Below are 15,589 nucleotides of genomic sequence, written 5' to 3' on the forward strand. Positions count from 1 at the left end.
GTGCCCGCCCGTAGCCTTGGAGGCATGCACGAGACACTCACACCCGCGGGGCCTGCCCGCCCGTCCGCCGCCGAGGCGAACGAGGCGATACGGCACCTCGTGGAGACCAGGGTGGACGGCGAGTGGCCTTCCGAGGCGTACGAGTTCCTGCTCGCCGAGTGGGCCGAAGCCTCCCGCGCGGAGGTTTCCCCGGCCCACTGAGGCCCGCGATCCCGGCCGGGCGGAGCGTCAGTGCGCGCGCCGCCACGGGCCGGTGATGGCCAGCATGATGCCCGGGTCCTGGATGCTGGCGTACAGGGTGCGTCCGTCCGGGGAGAAGCAGACTCCCGCGAATTCGGAGAATTCGGGGTCCTCGGCGGACCCGATGTTCAGCTCGTTGCGCGCCAGCGGGTACGTGCGGCCCGATGCGGTCGCACCGAACAGGTGTTGCAGCCCCGAGCCGTCCTCGGCGATGACCAGGCCTCCGTACGGCGACACGGTGATGTTGTCCGGGCCGTCGTAGCCGCCGTCCGCCGACGGGTCCGCGTTGACGCCGATGAGGACGGTCAGCCGGACCGTGCGCCGCTTGGGGTCGTAGAACCAGACCTGCCCGTCGTGCGAGGCACCGGGGCTCTCCTCACGGGCGTAGGACGAGACGAAGTACGCGCCTCCGTCCGCCCACCACATGCCCTCCAGCTTGCGCCCGCGTGTCACCGCGTGGTCCGCGAACTGCTTGCGGACGGGCACGGTGCGCGCATCGCGGTCCGGCACGTCCACCCAGTCGACGCCGTACACGGTGCCGATCCGCGTGGCGCGCGAGAGGTCGTCGACGAACCGGTCCGAGCTGTCGATGCACTTGGCGGCCTGGAGCACACCTGCGTCGGCGGCGAGCGCACGGAGCCTGCCGCGCCCGTGCCGGAACCCGAGGGGCGGGGTCCAGCGGTAGAACAGCCCGCTGGGGCCGGAGGCGTCCTCGGTCAGGTACGCGTGGCCCTGGCGCGGGTCGATGACCACAGCCTCGTGGTCGTAGCGGCCGAAGGCCTTGATGGGCTGCGGGTCGCGGTTGGCGCGTCGGTCGTGCGGGTCGACCTCGAAGACGTAGCCGTGGTCCTTGGTCATGCCGTTCCTGCCGGCGAGGTCGGAGTTCTCCTCGCAGGTCAGCCAGGTGCCCCAGGGGGTGGCACCGCCCGCGCAGTTGGTCGACGTACCGGCGATGCCCACCCATTCGGCGACCTCTCCGCCGCGCCGGACCTCGACGACGGTGCAGCCGCCGGCCGCGGCCGGGTCGTAGACGAGGCCCTCGGCGAGTGGGACGGGGCGGGCCCAGTTCTCCCGCTTGCCCTTCAGCTCGTGGTTGTTGACGAGGAGTGTGACACCGCGGTGGCCTTCGAAGGCCGCGGTCCCGTCGTGGTTCGACGGGGTGGTCTCACCGGACTCCAGCCGGGTGACGCCGCTGTGCGTGATCACGCGGTACCTGAAGCCGGCGGGGAGGGCGAGGATGCCGGCCGGGTCGGGAACGAGCGGGCCGTAGCCGGGCTCGCACGGCCGCCCCTGCTCGTCGCGGTCCGCGCCGTCCTCGGCCGCGAGCGCACCCGGAGCGGTGGCGAGAGCGCCGACCGTCCCGGTGAGCGCGACTCCCGCGCCGGCGATGACGGTACGGGCGGTGAAGTCTCTGCGGCTGAGCGGCATCGGGTCTCCAGGGGTGGGGAGTGGTGCGCCTGTCGTGCGGTCGTCGGCGCACACGCTCCCGCCCGCACGTGAACGGCGGCTGAATTACCCACGAAGGAGAACAGACCCCTTGCCCGTCGGCGTCATTGGCCAACTCCGACCCAGGAACGGCGCATTGTCGCCCGCTTCCCGGGCCGGGCGCTCAGGGCCTGTGGGAGCGCGCCTTGAACGCGGCCTTGCGGGCCTCCTTCGCCGTCTTCCGGTCCGGGTGCAGCCGGCCCATCGCCTCCAGGACCTGCACCGTCGACGGGTGCTCGACGCGCCACACCTGGTCGAAGAAGCCCGCGTGATGGGCGGTCAGGGTCTCCATCAGGAGGGGCAGCTCGTCGCTCTCGCCGTCGGCCGCGAGCTGCGCGGCGATCGTGTCGACCGTCAGCCAGAACACCATCTGCGGGGCGGGCGCCGGTACGTCGGCCACTCCGTGCTCCGCAAGCCAGACCCGGGCGAGCCCGCCGAGCTCCGCCTCGTCCAACACCGAGCGGACCGCCGGCTCGGCCTCCGGTCCGGCCAGCGCGAGGGCCTGCTGGCAGCGCAGCCGGCGCAGCGGGCCGCCCTCGTCGTCCCCGCGGGCGGCGGCCAGCAGTTCGGCGACAGCGTCGGACGGTTCGCGGCCCGCCATCCACTGCTCGATCTCGGCCTGCGCCGCGCGCTCGGGGTAGGAGGAGACGGCGTCGAGGAGTGCGTCGGCGCCCTTGCCGGCCAGCTCGCCGACCGCCGGGGCGTCCACTCCGGCCTCCAGCATCCGGGCGCGGATGCCGTAGAGGCCCAGCGGGGTCAGGCGGACCATGCCGTAGCGGGAGACGTCCTCGTCGTCGGCGTCCCGTCCATCGCGCGGGCCGTCCTCGTCGGGCTGCGCCATGAGCTCCTCGTCGACGGGCCGGAACTCCACCAGACCGATGGGCTCCAGCTGTCGGAACTGGTCGTCGAGTCGCATCATCGCGTCCGAGACCTGCTCCAGGACGGCGTTGGTCGGCTCGCCCATCCCGTCGGGCACCACCATCGACGCGGCCAGCACCGGAAGCGGAATCGGTCGGTCTGCGGCCCCGCCCTCGGCGACGGTGAGCAGATAGAGGTTGGCGAGGACCTCGTCGAGGAGGTCCGCCTCGCGGCCCGGGTTCCAGTCCAGCCGGTCGAAGTCGATTTCCCCGCCGGCGTCCAGTGCGTCGACCAGGCCCTCCAGGTCGGGCACGGCCGCATCGGCGAGCACCGCCTCCAGGGCCGCCCGCCACAGGCCGAGGACGTCGCCGGGCGTCCCGCCCGTCACCAACGCCAGGTCCTCGCCGGGCGCGGCCGTGCCGTGCGGCTCCTCGCCCGCCTCCCCGGCGCCCTCCGCATCCGTGTCCTCCTCCGGCTCGGTCACGTCCACCAGGCCCGTGTCCACGGCCACCCGCCAGGCCTGGCTCGCGGACCCGGCGGCATCCTCGTCGCCCGGGTCGAGGCCCAGGTGGGCGGCGGCCCCGGGCAGCTGGTCGGCCGCCAGTTCGCCGCCGACGCCGACGCGGGTCGCGGGCCCGGCCCAGCGGGCCAGCCGTACGGCGCGCGCGAACAGCGGCGCACCGAGGGCGTCGCGCGCCAGCTCCGCATCGGAGTGCAGCCGTACCGGCGGCAGTGTGGGGTGCGACTCAGCGGACATGGGGAGGCTCTCCTCGCGGACGCGGTGGTGACGGGCGGGCCATGACGGTCCGGCCCGGCGGCCGGACCGTCATGCGCGCCCGAAAACCGGCGACATGGCCGACATGACGGGGCAGTGCGGGCATGGCGGATGTGGCGCAGATGACAGCTGTGGCCGTCGTACGGCGACCCAGCGTAGACGCATATCGGGCGCGCCCGGCGGGCCATCGCCTTTGGTTCATCCCACAGTCGGCTGCCGTCTCCCCTGGAGGGCTTGACAACTTTGCTGGCAACACAGGAAATTGACGCGCGTAGACGTTTGGGGGCTGACCATCCCCCCGCAGATCTCGCTGCTCGCAGCCTCTCCCTACCCCTCTCCCACACCGGAGTTTCCTGACCATGCGCTCCTCGCATCCCCGCTCCGCCGCCGTCGCGGCCCTCGTCGCCACCGCGCTGGCCACCGGCCTGCTCGCGGGCTCCGCCGACGCGGCCGAGGGCGCGGCGTCCGCCGACCCCGTACGCATCCACGACATCCAGGGCACCACCCGGATATCCCCGCTCAACGGCAAGCAGGTCTCCGATGTCGAGGGCATCGTGACGGGCGTGCGCACCTACGGTTCGCGCGGTTTCTGGATCCAGGACCCCGACGCCGACGACAACGACGCGACGAGCGAGGGCGTCTTCGTCTTCACCAACTCGGTCCCGAGCGTCGCCGTGGGCGACGCGGTCAAGGTCTCCGGCACCGTCGGCGAGTACATCCCCGGTGGCGTGAAATCCGGCAACCAGTCGGTGACCCAGATATCCAAGCCGACCGTCACCGTGGTCTCCTCCGGCAACGCGCTGCCCGAGGCGACCGCGATCAACGAGTACACGGTGCCCGCCGAGTACACCCCGGCCGGCGACCCGGCCGCCGACGGCAGCATCAACGGCCTGACGCTGGAGCCCTCGCGCTACGCCCTGGACCACTACGAGTCCCTCGAGGGAATGAACGTCAAGATCGGCACCTCGCGCGTCGTCGGCGCCACCGACCCGTACTCCGAGCTGTGGGTCACGGTGAAGGGCTGGGAGAACGCCGCCAAGCGCGGCGGCACCGTATACGGCTCCTACGAGTCCCAGAACACCGGGCGCCTGCAGATCCAGCAGCTCGCGCCGATCGCGCAGCAGCCCTTCCCCGTGGCCAACGTCGGCGACAAGCTGACCGGTACCACCGAAGGCCCGCTGGACTTCAACCAGTTCGGCGGCTACACGCTGGTGGCCCGCACCCTCGGCACCGTCAAGGCGGGCACCATCGCCCCCGAGAAGACCAAGCCGCAGGCCGAGCAGGAGCTCGCGGTGGCCACGTACAACGTCGAGAACCTCGACCCGACGGACCCGCAGGAGAAGTTCGACGCCCTGGCGAAGGCCGTCGTCGAGAACCTCGCCGCCCCCGACATCCTCGCCCTGGAGGAGATCCAGGACGACAACGGCGCCAAGAACGACGGCACCGTCTCGGCGGAGCAGACCCTCACCAAGTTCACCACGGCCATCGCGGCGGCGGGCGGGCCGGCCTACCAGTGGCGGACCGTCAACCCCGAGGACAAGAAGGACGGCGGCGAGCCCGGCGGCAACATCCGCCAGGTGTTCCTCTTCAACCCGGCGCGGGTCTCCTTCACCGAGCGCGCCCCGGGTGACGCGGTGACGGCGACGGGCGTCGTCAAGGAGAACGGCAAGACCCACCTGACCCACTCCCCCGGCCGCGTGGACCCCGCGAACCCGGCGTGGGCCGACAGCCGCAAGCCGCTGGCCGGCGAGTTCGTCTTCCGCGGCAAGACGGTCTTCGTGATCGCCAACCACTTCGGCTCGAAGGGCGGCGACGAGGGCCTGACCTCGCACCACCAGCCGCCGCTGCGTTCCTCCGAGGCCAAGCGGCTGCTCCAGGCGCAGGCCGTGAACGGCTTCGTGAAGCAGATCCTGGCGGAGGACAAGAACGCCAACGTCCTCGTCCTCGGCGACATCAACGACTTCGAGTTCTCCGCGACCACGGACGCGCTGGCGGACGGCGGGGCGCTGTACCCGGCGATCAAGTCGCTGCCGAAGACCGAGCGCTACTCGTACGTCTACCAGGGCAACGCGCAGGTGCTGGACCAGATCCTGACCAGCCCGGCGATCAAGAAGTTCACGTACGACAGCGTGCACATCAACGCGGAGTTCGCCGCCCAGAACAGCGACCACGACCCGCAGGTGCTGCGCTTCCGCCCGTAATCCCCGGGGCAGGAGCCGCAGGGGGGTCCGGCCGCCGTCCCGGGCGGGCCCCCTGCCGCGATCTCGCCATGATCTTCCGCCTCGCCGCACGCCGGGACCTGTCGGCCGTGCTCGCCCTGCTCGCCGACGAGGACCAGGTCCTCGACCCGGCGGGCCCGCGGGCACGGTTGCGGCCTGGTCCAGCTCACCAGCAAAACAAGCGGCGCACGGCGGCTGACCGCTTCCACGAGCGGCTCGGCCTCGCGCGCGGCCACGAGGGCTTCGAGCTGCCGCCGGAGCGGCTGCGACGGGCCGGTCCCGGGCGAGATAGGGACTTTCGGCCCTGGCGTGACGCTCGCCACATCCCTACCGAATCGACCGGTTGTGGTGTTGAGTGTCTGCACGCCCGATCTTGACCCGGCTCGCACCGACCGCACCCCTGGAGGATCCTGGTGTTCCCCTCGATCTCCCTCGCCCAGGAAATCGGCCTCGCCGTTCTGTTCATGGCAGTGCTCGTCTGGGTGGCCGGCGTGGGTCACATGCTGTGGGACAGCCGCTTCCACAAGCCGGAGCCCGACGCACCCGAGGGCCTGCCGATGATCCCGGCCCAGCGCACCTCCGCCGCGCACCCGATGGAATCGGTACAGCTGACCGAGGCGGAGGAGCAGGCCTTCGCGGGCCTGATCCGCACGATCCCCCTCCACTGAGGTCCCGCCCCGCGCCCGGATCCCGTTGACCGTCTCCGAGTGCCGCGCCTGCCACCGCGCGGTGGCCCCGCCCGTCATCGAGCGGTCCCGGGCGGATCCGGACACGGACGACGGCGGTACCGGCCGCCCTGACCACGGCGAGCGCCCTCCCGGGCCGCGGCGGGTCCGGGAGGGCGCTCGGAGACGGCTCGACCGTCAGTTGTGGCTGTGCAGGACCTCGTTCAGGCCGCCCCAGTTCGCCTTGTACGGGCGGGCCTCCACGGCGCCGGTCACGGAGTTGCGGCGGAAGAGGATGTTGTCGGCGCCGGAGAGCTCCAGTGCCTTGACGACCTGGCCGTCCGGCAGGGTGACGCGGGTGCCGGCGGTGACGTACAGGCCGGCCTCGACGACGCACTCGTTCCCGAGGGCGATGCCGATGCCCGCCTCGGCGCCGATCAGGGTGCGCTCGCCGATCGAGATGATCTGCTTGCCGCCGCCCGAGAGGGTGCCCATGGTGGAGGCGCCGCCGCCGATGTCGGAGCCGTCGCCGACGACGACGCCCGCGGAGATGCGGCCCTCGACCATGGAGGTGCCGAGGGTGCCGGCGTTGAAGTTGACGAAGCCCTCGTGCATGACGGTGGTGCCCTCGGCGAGGTGCGCGCCGAGGCGGACGCGGTCCGCGTCGGCGATGCGCACGCCCTTGGGGGCGACGTAGTCGGTCATCCGCGGGAACTTGTCGATCGAGGTGACCTGGAGGTGCAGGCCCTCGGCGCGGGCGTTGAGGCGGACGGTCTCGACCTGGTCGACGGCGACCGGGCCCAGCGAGGTCCAGGCGACGTTGGCCAGCAGGCCGAAGACGCCGTCGAGGTTCTGGCCGTGCGGCTTGACGAGGCGGTGGCTGAGCAGGTGCAGGCGCAGGTACGCGTCGTGCGCGTCCAGCGGCTTGTCCTCCAGGGAGGCGATGACCGTGCGGACGGCTACGACCTCGACGCCGCGGACCTCGTCGCCACGGATCGCCTTGGCCGCGGCGGCGCCGAGGAGCTCCACGGCCTGCTCGGCGGTGAGGCGCTCGGTGCCGGCCGGGCCGGGCTCGGCGACCAGCTCGGGGGCGGGGAACCAGGTGTCGAGGACGGTGCCGTCGGCGGTGATGGTGGCAAGTCCGGCGGCGACGGCGCCGGTGGTACGCGTAGCAGTCATGCCCGAAACCTAACCGGCGACGGCCTGAGGTTGCGAACCGGTCTCATGTGCCGGTCGGACCACGTGTCGCCGCTGCCGCGCCGAGGCGCACAGCACCGCCGCACCCGCCGCCGTCGCGAGCCCGGCGCACAGCGGCCACAGCAGCCCGGGCGCCGCCGAGTACAGCGCTCCGCCCAGCGGCGGGCCGATGACGACGCCGCTGACGGAGATGCCCGCGTACAGGCTCTGGAACCGCCCGACGGCGTGCTCGGGCGCCTCGTCGGCGACGTAGGCGGTGGCGGTGGTCTTGTAGAGGATCTCGCCCAGGCTCAGCAGCACCATCATCGCCACGGCGCTCGCGATCCCCGCTCCGAGCAGCAGCGCCGCGTACCCGGCCCCGACCAGCACCAGCCCCGTACCGATCACCGGCAGCGCCGGCCGCTCGCGCAGTGCGACGGCGGCGGGCAGCTCCAGCAGCAGGATCACCGCGCCGTTGAGGGCGATGACGAGCCCGAAGGCACGCGGGTCCAGGCCCTGGTCGGTGAGGAAGACGGGGAACGTGGAGTACTGCTGGCGGTAGACGACGTCGGTCACCAGGATCGCGCCGAGCACCACCAGCAGGGCGGGCCTGGCCCGTAGTTCGGCGGCGATTCCGCGGCCCCGACCCCCGTCCGGGGCCGCGGAGGTCTGGCGGGAGGCGCCGCGCGCCGGGACGACCCGGGCCGTCCAGAGGGCGAAGAAGAGGGTCCCGACGCCGTCGGCGACGAAGAGCCAGTCGTAGGAGAGCCCGGTCGCGATCAGGGCGCCCAGCGGCGGCCCGAGGGTGAAGCCTCCGTTGGACACGCAGCGTACGAGGGCGAAGGCCTGGCGGCGGCCTCCCTCCGGGACGGTGACCGCGACCAGGGCGGAGTTGGCGGCCCGGATCACGCCGGAGGCGTACTGGGCCACCGGCATGGCCGCGAAGAGGAACGGGAGGGGCAGCAGCGGGAAGGCCGTGAGGGTCAGCCCGCACAGGGTGGCGGCGGCCAGCAGCACCCGGCGGTGGCCGAAGCGGTCGCCGTACCAGCCGCCGGTGAAGTTGCCCGCGACCAGCCCGACTCCGCCGATTCCGGTGACGATGCCGGCCTGCGCGGCGCCGAGGCCGCGCGGGCCGGTCAGGTAGAGGAAGACGAAGACGAAGGTGAAGCTGACGACGGCGTTGACGAACACCCCCGCAGCCAGCAGCCACACGACCCTCGGTATGTCCTTGAACCCCTGCAGCACACCCACGCCCCCCGCTTCCGACGACACTCGACCGGCGAGTGAGTTCCTTTTGGGAACGGACTATGTCAGCATGACAGCCTTGGGTCAACGGACAAAGGAGTTCCCATGGCCCAGCGCACACACCTCGGCGACGCCGACTGCGCCATCGCCCAGGCACTCGACGTGGTGGGCGACTGGTGGACGCTGCTGATCGTGCGCGACGCGGCGCGCGGCCTGCACCGCTTCGACGAGCTCCAGCGCGAGCTGGGGGTGTCCCGCAAGGTGCTGGCGGAGCGGCTGAAGCTGCTGGTCGAGGCCGGGGTGCTGTCGCGCGAGCCGTACCAGGAACGCCCGGTGCGGCACGAGTACCGGCTGACCCCGCGCGGGCGGGGGCTGCTGCCGGTCCTGGTGGCCCTCCAGGACTGGGGCGACACCTGGGTCCTGGGAGAGGGAGAGATGACGGCCACGACCGACGAGGCCTCACGCGAGGCGGAACGGGTGCACGCGCTGCACGGCACGCGGATCCCCGAGCTGCTGCTGCCGGACCGTTTCGGCGGGGTCGGCGACCCGGTGGCGGACACGCCGTTCACGGTCCTGTACTTCTTCCCCGGCGCCTACGCGCGGGCCGAGTCCTACCCGCCCGGCTGGGCGGGGATCCCGGGCGCCAAGGGCTGCACGTTCGAGTCGTGCACCTACCGCGACCAGCTCGCCGAGTTCACGGCGGCAGGCGCCACCGTGCACGGGGTCTCCACCCAGCGCCCCGACGAACAGCGGGAGTTCGCGGAGCAGGAGCAGCTGCGCTTCCCGCTCCTCTCGGACGCCGACCTGGCGCTGACGGCCGCGCTGCGGCTGCCGACGTTCCGAGCGGCGGGGGTGAGCCGGATCAAGCGGCTGACCCTGGTCGTGGACCGCGACCGCACGGTGCGCGAGGTGATCTATCCGGTCCGCGACATCGAGGCGAGCGTGCAGACGGCCCTGTCGACCGTCCGCGCCGCCGCCCTCCGGGACCCGGCCCACTAGGGCGTGTGCCGAAAGCACGGACAGGCCGGGCGGGGTGATGCCCCGGTCCGGCCCGTCCGCTCTCTGCTAGAGGTCGAGCTGATGCCGGTGTGTCGTGTGCGTGGGCATGTAGCCGAGACCGTCGTTGATCCGTCGCATGTGCGCGTTGCTGTCGGCGGTGTCGGTCAGAAGGCCATCGAGGTCCGGACAGTCCCTACGGGCTTGTCGGATCGACTCGGCCTTCATCCATCGGCCGAGGCCGTGACCACGGTGCTGGGGCAGCACGCCCGTGCCGTAGTGCTGGCCGTCGCCTGCGCCGTTGCCAGGGATGACGAGTTCGGTGAACCCGGCGATCGAGCCGTTGGAGGCGTCGATGGCGACGACGGTGCGCAGGTGGTCGCCGCGCTGTTCGACGGCCTTCGCCGCGGCCCGCACGCGGTCCACGTCCCAGGCCACGGTGCCGTACTCGGCGTCGTCCATGGGCATGTCGTCCATGGCCCGGCGTGAGGCGGCGAACGTCCGGGCGAGGTCGTCAGGGACGGTTCCCTGCCATGACGTCAGCCGGTAGCCAGGGTGCGGACTCTCGACGATTTCGCCGAGGACGGCGGTGTCCACATCGGCCATCCCCAGGCGGGTGTACCTGAAGGTGAGGACCTTCCGGAAGCCGCGTGCCGCCAGGAAGTGGTCACCGGGCGATCCGGCGTCGGCCTGCGCTACGACGCGGCGCCGGGCGTTGTCCCGGGCGGTGGCCACGGCGGTGTCGAGGAGCCGGGAGCCGACGCCTTTGCGGCGCTCCGCGGGATGAACGCGGAGGTCGAGCTCGGCGAGGTGCTCTTGTCCGCCGTCGAGCAGGCGCAAGAAGGCGGCCCCGACAGGGATGGAGTCCGCGTCCGAGGCCAGCCAGGCGAGACGTCGGCCGTGCGGCCCGTGAGCGGGGTCGGTCAGTGGGGTGATGCGAAGGGACAAGGTGTCTCCGTCGAGAGGAGGTGGCAAGGGTCGGTACGCGAGCTCAACTCCTGGGCACTCGTGCGCATGTGCTCCACACCTCCTGATCGACAGCGCCGGCCTGCATCGATGCGGGCGGCTGGGCGAACCTAGCTGGCCGCCGGACCCTGGGCAACGGAATAACGAGAAGGCGGTGCGGGTCAGTGGTCACAGCCACTCGTTGATGGCCGCGAGGACGGCGGTCGCCTCATAACGGACCGCGAGCTTGTCGCATCCCGCGGCCACGGCGCGATGCCTGTTGAGACGTCGATGCCACATTCGACCGCATGCCGAGCCTTGCGGTCCTCGGCGTCGAGCCTGGCCGGTCGGCCGCCGCGAGCGCCGAGTCCCTTGCGGTTGCGAGCCTGGTCGGCCTCGTCCGGGATGCTGCAGCGAATGCCACGTCGGCGCAGGTGGGCGCGGACACATCATGGAGTCGACACTCACGTCCCGCGTGATCGCACCTTTCGCGTCAGCCAGGGACCGACACTGGGGGAGGACACGGTGCCAGGTGCCAGCCCGTTGCCACCGACGGAACTTCAGGTTGTTCCGGCCCCACGGCCCGTACTCGGCGGGCACCTCCCGCCATGGAAGACCGGTCGGGGCCCGGAACCGTATGCCGTCGATCAACTGCTGCCGAGACCAGACAGACGGCCGACCTGCTTTCAGACCCTTCGGCAGCAACGACGCCAGCGCAGCCCCCTACTTGTCCGTGAGGTCTACCCGCCCCCGGAATCCCTTACGGATCTGCTGGGCTCGCGGCGCGGCACCGCACCTCGCCGCGTTGCCGCCGGTCGCCGCCGCGCATGGATTTCTCCTCCGCCTTGCGATGCACCGCATCCGACGCCGCGCGCTGGCCCATCGGGGATTACGGGGCAGCCCTCAGTCCAGGACCCGGGCCAGGATCTCGCGGGCGTACGACTCGTCGTACTCGGCGTCCGTCAGCAGGACCTGGAGGCTGATGCCGTCCATCACCGCCACCAGCGCCCGGGCCGTGACCGGGTCGGTCCGCGGGATCAGCGCCTCGGACGCGGCCTCGCACCACTCGGCGGCGACCGGCCGCAGGGCCGGGCGGCGCAGGGCCGCGAGGTAGAGCTCGTACTCCAGCTCCACCCGGCCCCGGTCCCCCGCCAGGAACTCGCCCAGGAGACGGGCGAGCGCCCCGGCGAGGTCCGCGTCCGGGTCGGCCAGCGCCGGCGAGTCCGCCAGCGCCTGCGCGAAGCCCTCGTTGGCCTGCCGCAGCGCCGCGACCAGCAGGTCGTCCAACGTCTTGAAGTGGTACGTCGTCGAGCCGAGCGGTACGTCGGCCTCCGCGGCCGCGCTGCGGTGGCTCAGCCCGGCGATGCCCCTGGCGCCGACCACCCGGATCGCGGCGTCGATGATCCGCTGGCGCCGGTCCGGGTCGTAGCGCCGCACGCTCTGCGGCATCAGTGCGCCCCGCCCAGGTTCAGCAGCACCACCCCGCCGATCACCAGGGCGATCCCGGCGATCTTCGCGGCGGTGGCCGCCTCCCCCAGGAACACCATGCCGATCGCGGCGATCGCGGCGGTGCCGACGCCGGCCCATATCGCGTAGGCCGTGCCGACCGACATGGTCCTCAGCGTCTGCGCGAGAAGGGTGAAGGCTATGGCGTATCCCAGCAGGGTGCCCAGCGAGGGCCACAGCTTCGTGAAGCCGTCGCTGTACTTCATGGCGGTGGTGCCGGCGACCTCGGCGGCGATCGCCGCGGCGAGCAGGACGTAGGGCATGCGTACAAGAGTACACATCGATGCGTACACCCGTACACACGAGCTGCGCCGCAGCGCCGGCGTGCGGATGCCCGGGTCCGATGCCGCGCCATGCGCCGCCCGCCCCTTCGTCGCCCGCGGAGGCGATACACGGCAGCGCCACGGACCTCAGGAGCACCGGGCCGTGCGGTGGATCACGGCGGCCGCCGGGGCCGCCACGCTCGCCACCCCCTCCTGGGCCGTCGGCAGCCGGTCCTTCCCGCAGCCGGCTGCCGGAGCGCCGTCAGGGCTCACGATCAGGGCTCACGATCAGGGGGGCTTGCGAAGGAGCCGGAAAGCGGCGAGGGCCCCCGGCACGACCGTGCCGGGGGCCCTCCTGTGCGAGCGGGGGTGATCAGACGTTGAAGCCGAGCGCACGCAGCTGCTCACGACCGTCGTCCGTGATCTTGTCCGGACCCCACGGCGGCATCCAGACCCAGTTGATCCGGAGTTCGTTGACGATGCCGTCCGTCGCCGACTTCGCCTGGTCCTCGATGACGTCCGTCAGCGGGCACGCCGCCGAGGTCAGGGTCATGTCGAGGGTGGCGATGTTGGCGTCGTCGATGTGGATGCCGTAGATCAGGCCCAGGTTGACGACGTCGATGCCCAGCTCGGGGTCGACCACGTCGTAGAGGGCCTCGCGGACCTCCTCCTCGGTGGCCGGCTTGGTCGACGCCTCGGGCGTCGCGTTCTCGGTCATGCCGTCTTCCTCTCCGCGTCGCCCAGAGCCTGGGCGGTCGCGTCCTTCCACGCCATCCAGCTCAGCAGGGCGCACTTCACACGGGCCGGGTACTTGGAGACGCCGACGAACGCGACCGCGTCCTCCAGCACCTCCTCCATGGCCTCGTCGGGCTCGATCTTGCCCTTGGACTGCATCATCTCCAGGAACACGGCCTGGATCCTCTGCGCCTCGGCCAGTTCCTTGCCCACGAGCAGCTCGTTCAGTACGGAGGCGCTGGCCTGGCTGATGGAGCAGCCCTGGCCCTCGTAGCTGACATCCGTCAGCTTCTCACCGTCGTACTTCACGCGCAGCGTGATCTCGTCGCCGCACGTCGGGTTGACGTGGTGCACCTCGGCGTCGCCGTCGCGCAGGCCACGCCCGTGCGGGTGCTTGTAGTGGTCCAGGATCAGTTCCTGGTACATCGAATCCAGCTTCACTGCGTCCTCGTCGCCTCGTCCGTCAGCCGAAGAAGTTCCGTACGTGCTCCAGCCCGTCGATCAGAGCGTCGACGTCGGCCGGAGAGGAGTACAGGTAGAAAGACGCTCGCGTCGTCGCCGGAATTCCGTAGCGCAGGCAGACGGGGCGCGCGCAGTGGTGTCCCACGCGGACCGCGATGCCCTGCTCGTCCAGGACCTGGCCGACGTCGTGCGGGTGGATGTCGCCGAGCACGAAGGAGATCGCCGCTCCGCGGTCCTCGGCCGTGGTGGGGCCGATGATCCGCAGGTCGGGCACCTCGGCGAGGCGCTTGATCGCGTACTCGGTGATCGCGTGCTCGTGCGCGGCGATCTTGTCCATGCCGATCGAGGTCAGGTAGTCCACGGCCGCACCGAGGCCGACGGCCTGGGCGATCGGGGGCGTCCCGGCCTCGAACTTGTGCGGCGCGGGGGCGTAGGTCGAGGCGTGCATCGACACGGTCTCGATCATCTCGCCGCCGCCGAGGAACGGAGGCAGGTCCTCCAGGAGCTCCTGGCGGCCCCACAGGACGCCGATGCCGGTCGGGCCGCACATCTTGTGGCCGGTGAAGGCCACGAAGTCGGCGCCGAGCGCCTGCACGTCCAGCGGCATGTGCGGGGCGGCCTGGGAGGCGTCGATCAGCACCAGCGCGCCGACGTCCTGGGCGCGCCGGACGATCGCCTCGACCGGGTTGACGGTGCCCATGATGTTGGAGACCAGCGTAAAGGAGACGATCTTCGTCTTCTCCGTGATGACCTCTTCGATGTTGGACAGGTCGAGCCGGCCTTCGTCGGTGAGGCCGAACCACTTCAGCTTGGCGCCGGTGCGCTGCGCGAGCAGCTGCCACGGCACGATGTTGGAGTGGTGCTCCATCTCCGTGATGGCGATCTCGGTCTCGCGGTCGACCCGGTAGGGCTCGTCCGCCCAGCCGAGCATGTTCGCGACGAGGTTCAGCGACTCCGAGGCGTTCTTGGTGAAGATCACCTCGTCGCGGCTCGGCGCGTTGATGAAGGCGGCGACCTTGTCGCGGGCGCCCTCGTACAGCGCCGTGGCCTCCTCTGCGAGCACGTGCACGCCGCGGTGGACGTTCGCGTTGTGCTGCTCGTAGTACTCGTTCAGCGCGTCGAGCACCTGGCGCGGCTTCTGCGAGGTCGCAGCGTTGTCCAGGTAAACGATCTTCTTCCCGTCGTGGACCACACGATCCAGCAGGGGGAAGTCCTTGCGGATCGCCTCGATGTCGAGGAGGCCAGGCAGCTGTGTCACGCGGTCGCGCCACCCTTCACGTACTTGTCGTAGCCCTCGTTCTCCAGCTGGTCGGCGAGCTCGGCGCCGCCGGACTCGGCAATGCGGCCGTTCGCGAACACGTGCACGAAGTCGGGCTTGATGTAGCGCAGGATGCGCGTGTAGTGGGTGATCAGCAGGGTGCCGACCTCACCGGTCTCGCGGACGCGGTTGACGCCCTCGGAGACGATGCGCAGGGCGTCGACGTCCAGGCCGGAGTCGGTCTCGTCGAGGATCGCGATCTTCGGCTTGAGGAGCTCCAGCTGGAGGATCTCGTGGCGCTTCTTCTCACCGCCGGAGAAGCCCTCGTTGACGTTGCGCTCGGCGAAGGCCGGGTCCATCTGGAGCTGCTCCATCGCGGACTTGACCTCCTTCACCCAGGTGCGCAGCTTGGGGGCCTCGCCGCGGATGGCGGTGGCGGAGGTCCGCAGGAAGTTGGAGACCGAGACGCCGGGGACCTCGACCGGGTACTGCATGGCGAGGAAGACGCCGGCGCGGGCGCGCTCGTCGACGGACATCTCGAGGACGTCCTCGCCGTCGAGGGTCACCGTGCCGCTGGTGATCGTGTACTTCGGGTGACCGGCCAGCGAGTACGCCAGCGTGGACTTGCCGGAGCCGTTCGGACCCATGATGGCGTGCGTCTCACCCTGCTTGACGGTGAGGTCGACGCCCTTGAGGATCTCGCGGGCGCCGTTCTCGGCCTCGACGGAGACGTGCAGGTCGTGGATTTCAAGCGTTGCCAT

Annotated in this window: 16 protein-coding genes; 4 read left to right on the forward strand and 12 right to left on the reverse strand. The window is 71.4% G+C overall.

Going from position 1 to position 15,589, the window contains the following annotated elements:
- Positions 1-24: 24 nt before the first annotated feature.
- Positions 25-201 carry a hypothetical protein gene (locus ACZ6JS_RS25355; protein WP_167344711.1) on the forward strand — a complete coding sequence of 59 codons (177 nt, stop codon included), beginning with the start codon at positions 25-27 and terminating at the stop codon, positions 199-201.
- 27 nt (positions 202-228) lie between these two features.
- On the opposite strand, the gene ACZ6JS_RS25360 is transcribed toward ACZ6JS_RS25355, so the two are convergent.
- The gene (locus ACZ6JS_RS25360) at positions 229-1,668 is read right to left on the reverse strand and encodes an alkaline phosphatase PhoX (RefSeq protein WP_469301210.1); all 1,440 of its coding nucleotides are present in this window, start codon (positions 1,666-1,668) and stop codon (positions 229-231) included.
- Positions 1,669-1,849: 181 nt separating this feature from the next.
- Positions 1,850-3,340 (reverse strand): hypothetical protein, encoded by a 1,491-nt coding sequence (locus tag ACZ6JS_RS25365; protein ID WP_469301211.1) that lies wholly within the window; start codon positions 3,338-3,340, stop codon positions 1,850-1,852.
- Positions 3,341-3,717: 377 nt separating this feature from the next.
- Here ACZ6JS_RS25365 and ACZ6JS_RS25370 point away from each other — a divergent pair, with 377 nt between their 5' ends.
- Together ACZ6JS_RS25370 and ACZ6JS_RS25375 are read left to right on the forward strand one after the other, a co-directional pair.
- A complete protein-coding gene (locus tag ACZ6JS_RS25370; protein WP_469301213.1) occupies positions 3,718-5,559 on the forward strand; it encodes an endonuclease/exonuclease/phosphatase family protein in 1,842 nt (613 codons plus the stop codon).
- A 431-nt stretch (positions 5,560-5,990) separates the two neighbouring features.
- Positions 5,991-6,245 carry a hypothetical protein gene (locus ACZ6JS_RS25375; RefSeq protein WP_469301215.1) on the forward strand — a complete coding sequence of 85 codons (255 nt, stop codon included), beginning with the start codon at positions 5,991-5,993 and terminating at the stop codon, positions 6,243-6,245.
- A gap of 195 nt (positions 6,246-6,440) precedes the next feature.
- On the opposite strand, the gene dapD is transcribed toward ACZ6JS_RS25375, so the two are convergent.
- Together dapD and ACZ6JS_RS25385 are read right to left on the reverse strand one after the other, a co-directional pair.
- Positions 6,441-7,421, reverse strand: a complete 981-nt coding sequence (gene dapD / locus ACZ6JS_RS25380; RefSeq protein WP_469301216.1) for a 2,3,4,5-tetrahydropyridine-2,6-dicarboxylate N-succinyltransferase — start codon at positions 7,419-7,421, stop codon at positions 6,441-6,443.
- A 9-nt stretch (positions 7,422-7,430) separates the two neighbouring features.
- Positions 7,431-8,669, reverse strand: a complete 1,239-nt coding sequence (locus ACZ6JS_RS25385) for an MFS transporter (protein ID WP_469301218.1) — start codon at positions 8,667-8,669, stop codon at positions 7,431-7,433.
- A gap of 99 nt (positions 8,670-8,768) precedes the next feature.
- Here ACZ6JS_RS25385 and ACZ6JS_RS25390 point away from each other — a divergent pair, with 99 nt between their 5' ends.
- Positions 8,769-9,662 (forward strand): winged helix-turn-helix transcriptional regulator, encoded by an 894-nt coding sequence (locus ACZ6JS_RS25390; RefSeq protein ID WP_469301220.1) that lies wholly within the window; start codon positions 8,769-8,771, stop codon positions 9,660-9,662.
- Between the two features lie 66 nt (positions 9,663-9,728).
- Here the strand turns inward: ACZ6JS_RS25390 and ACZ6JS_RS25395 are convergent, their stop codons facing one another.
- From ACZ6JS_RS25395 to sufC, 8 genes are all read right to left on the reverse strand, one after another.
- Positions 9,729-10,607, reverse strand: a complete 879-nt coding sequence (locus ACZ6JS_RS25395) for a GNAT family N-acetyltransferase (RefSeq protein WP_469301222.1) — start codon at positions 10,605-10,607, stop codon at positions 9,729-9,731.
- A gap of 186 nt (positions 10,608-10,793) precedes the next feature.
- A complete protein-coding gene (locus ACZ6JS_RS25400; protein WP_469301225.1) occupies positions 10,794-11,309 on the reverse strand; it encodes a transposase in 516 nt (171 codons plus the stop codon).
- Positions 11,310-11,507: 198 nt separating this feature from the next.
- Complete coding sequence (locus ACZ6JS_RS25405; RefSeq protein WP_469301227.1) at positions 11,508-12,053, reverse strand: TetR/AcrR family transcriptional regulator; 546 nt, start codon at positions 12,051-12,053, stop codon at positions 11,508-11,510.
- Positions 12,053-12,373: a DMT family transporter gene (locus tag ACZ6JS_RS25410; RefSeq protein WP_469301229.1), complete on the reverse strand. Its 321-nt coding sequence runs from the start codon at positions 12,371-12,373 to the stop codon at positions 12,053-12,055. The genes ACZ6JS_RS25405 and ACZ6JS_RS25410 overlap by 1 nt, the downstream gene beginning before the upstream one ends.
- Positions 12,374-12,746: 373 nt before the next feature.
- Positions 12,747-13,091 (reverse strand): metal-sulfur cluster assembly factor, encoded by a 345-nt coding sequence (locus ACZ6JS_RS25415; RefSeq protein ID WP_030027092.1) that lies wholly within the window; start codon positions 13,089-13,091, stop codon positions 12,747-12,749.
- The gene (sufU, locus tag ACZ6JS_RS25420) at positions 13,088-13,549 is read right to left on the reverse strand and encodes a Fe-S cluster assembly sulfur transfer protein SufU (protein WP_469301231.1); all 462 of its coding nucleotides are present in this window, start codon (positions 13,547-13,549) and stop codon (positions 13,088-13,090) included. Before sufU ends, ACZ6JS_RS25415 begins: the two co-directional genes overlap by 4 nt.
- A gap of 22 nt (positions 13,550-13,571) precedes the next feature.
- A complete protein-coding gene (locus tag ACZ6JS_RS25425; RefSeq protein ID WP_469301233.1) occupies positions 13,572-14,828 on the reverse strand; it encodes a cysteine desulfurase in 1,257 nt (418 codons plus the stop codon).
- Positions 14,825-15,589 carry a Fe-S cluster assembly ATPase SufC gene (sufC, locus tag ACZ6JS_RS25430; RefSeq protein WP_469301235.1) on the reverse strand — a complete coding sequence of 255 codons (765 nt, stop codon included), beginning with the start codon at positions 15,587-15,589 and terminating at the stop codon, positions 14,825-14,827. The genes ACZ6JS_RS25425 and sufC overlap by 4 nt, the downstream gene beginning before the upstream one ends.

It is taken from the genome of Streptomyces sp. NPDC046349 (assembly GCF_055587885.1).

Coding starts and splice junctions, on each gene's coding strand:
- ACZ6JS_RS25355 (WP_167344711.1), top strand. CDS start 25: ATGCACGAGACACTCACACCCGCGGGGCCTGCCCGCCCGTCCGCCGCC.
- ACZ6JS_RS25360 (WP_469301210.1), bottom strand. CDS start 1,668: ATGCCGCTCAGCCGCAGAGACTTCACCGCCCGTACCGTCATCGCCGGC.
- ACZ6JS_RS25365 (WP_469301211.1), bottom strand. CDS start 3,340: ATGTCCGCTGAGTCGCACCCCACACTGCCGCCGGTACGGCTGCACTCC.
- ACZ6JS_RS25370 (WP_469301213.1), top strand. CDS start 3,718: ATGCGCTCCTCGCATCCCCGCTCCGCCGCCGTCGCGGCCCTCGTCGCC.
- dapD (WP_469301216.1), bottom strand. CDS start 7,421: ATGACTGCTACGCGTACCACCGGCGCCGTCGCCGCCGGACTTGCCACC.
- ACZ6JS_RS25390 (WP_469301220.1), top strand. CDS start 8,769: ATGGCCCAGCGCACACACCTCGGCGACGCCGACTGCGCCATCGCCCAG.
- ACZ6JS_RS25405 (WP_469301227.1), bottom strand. CDS start 12,053: ATGCCGCAGAGCGTGCGGCGCTACGACCCGGACCGGCGCCAGCGGATC.
- ACZ6JS_RS25410 (WP_469301229.1), bottom strand. CDS start 12,373: ATGCCCTACGTCCTGCTCGCCGCGGCGATCGCCGCCGAGGTCGCCGGC.
- ACZ6JS_RS25415 (WP_030027092.1), bottom strand. CDS start 13,091: ATGACCGAGAACGCGACGCCCGAGGCGTCGACCAAGCCGGCCACCGAG.
- sufC (WP_469301235.1), bottom strand. CDS start 15,589: ATGGCAACGCTTGAAATCCACGACCTGCACGTCTCCGTCGAGGCCGAG.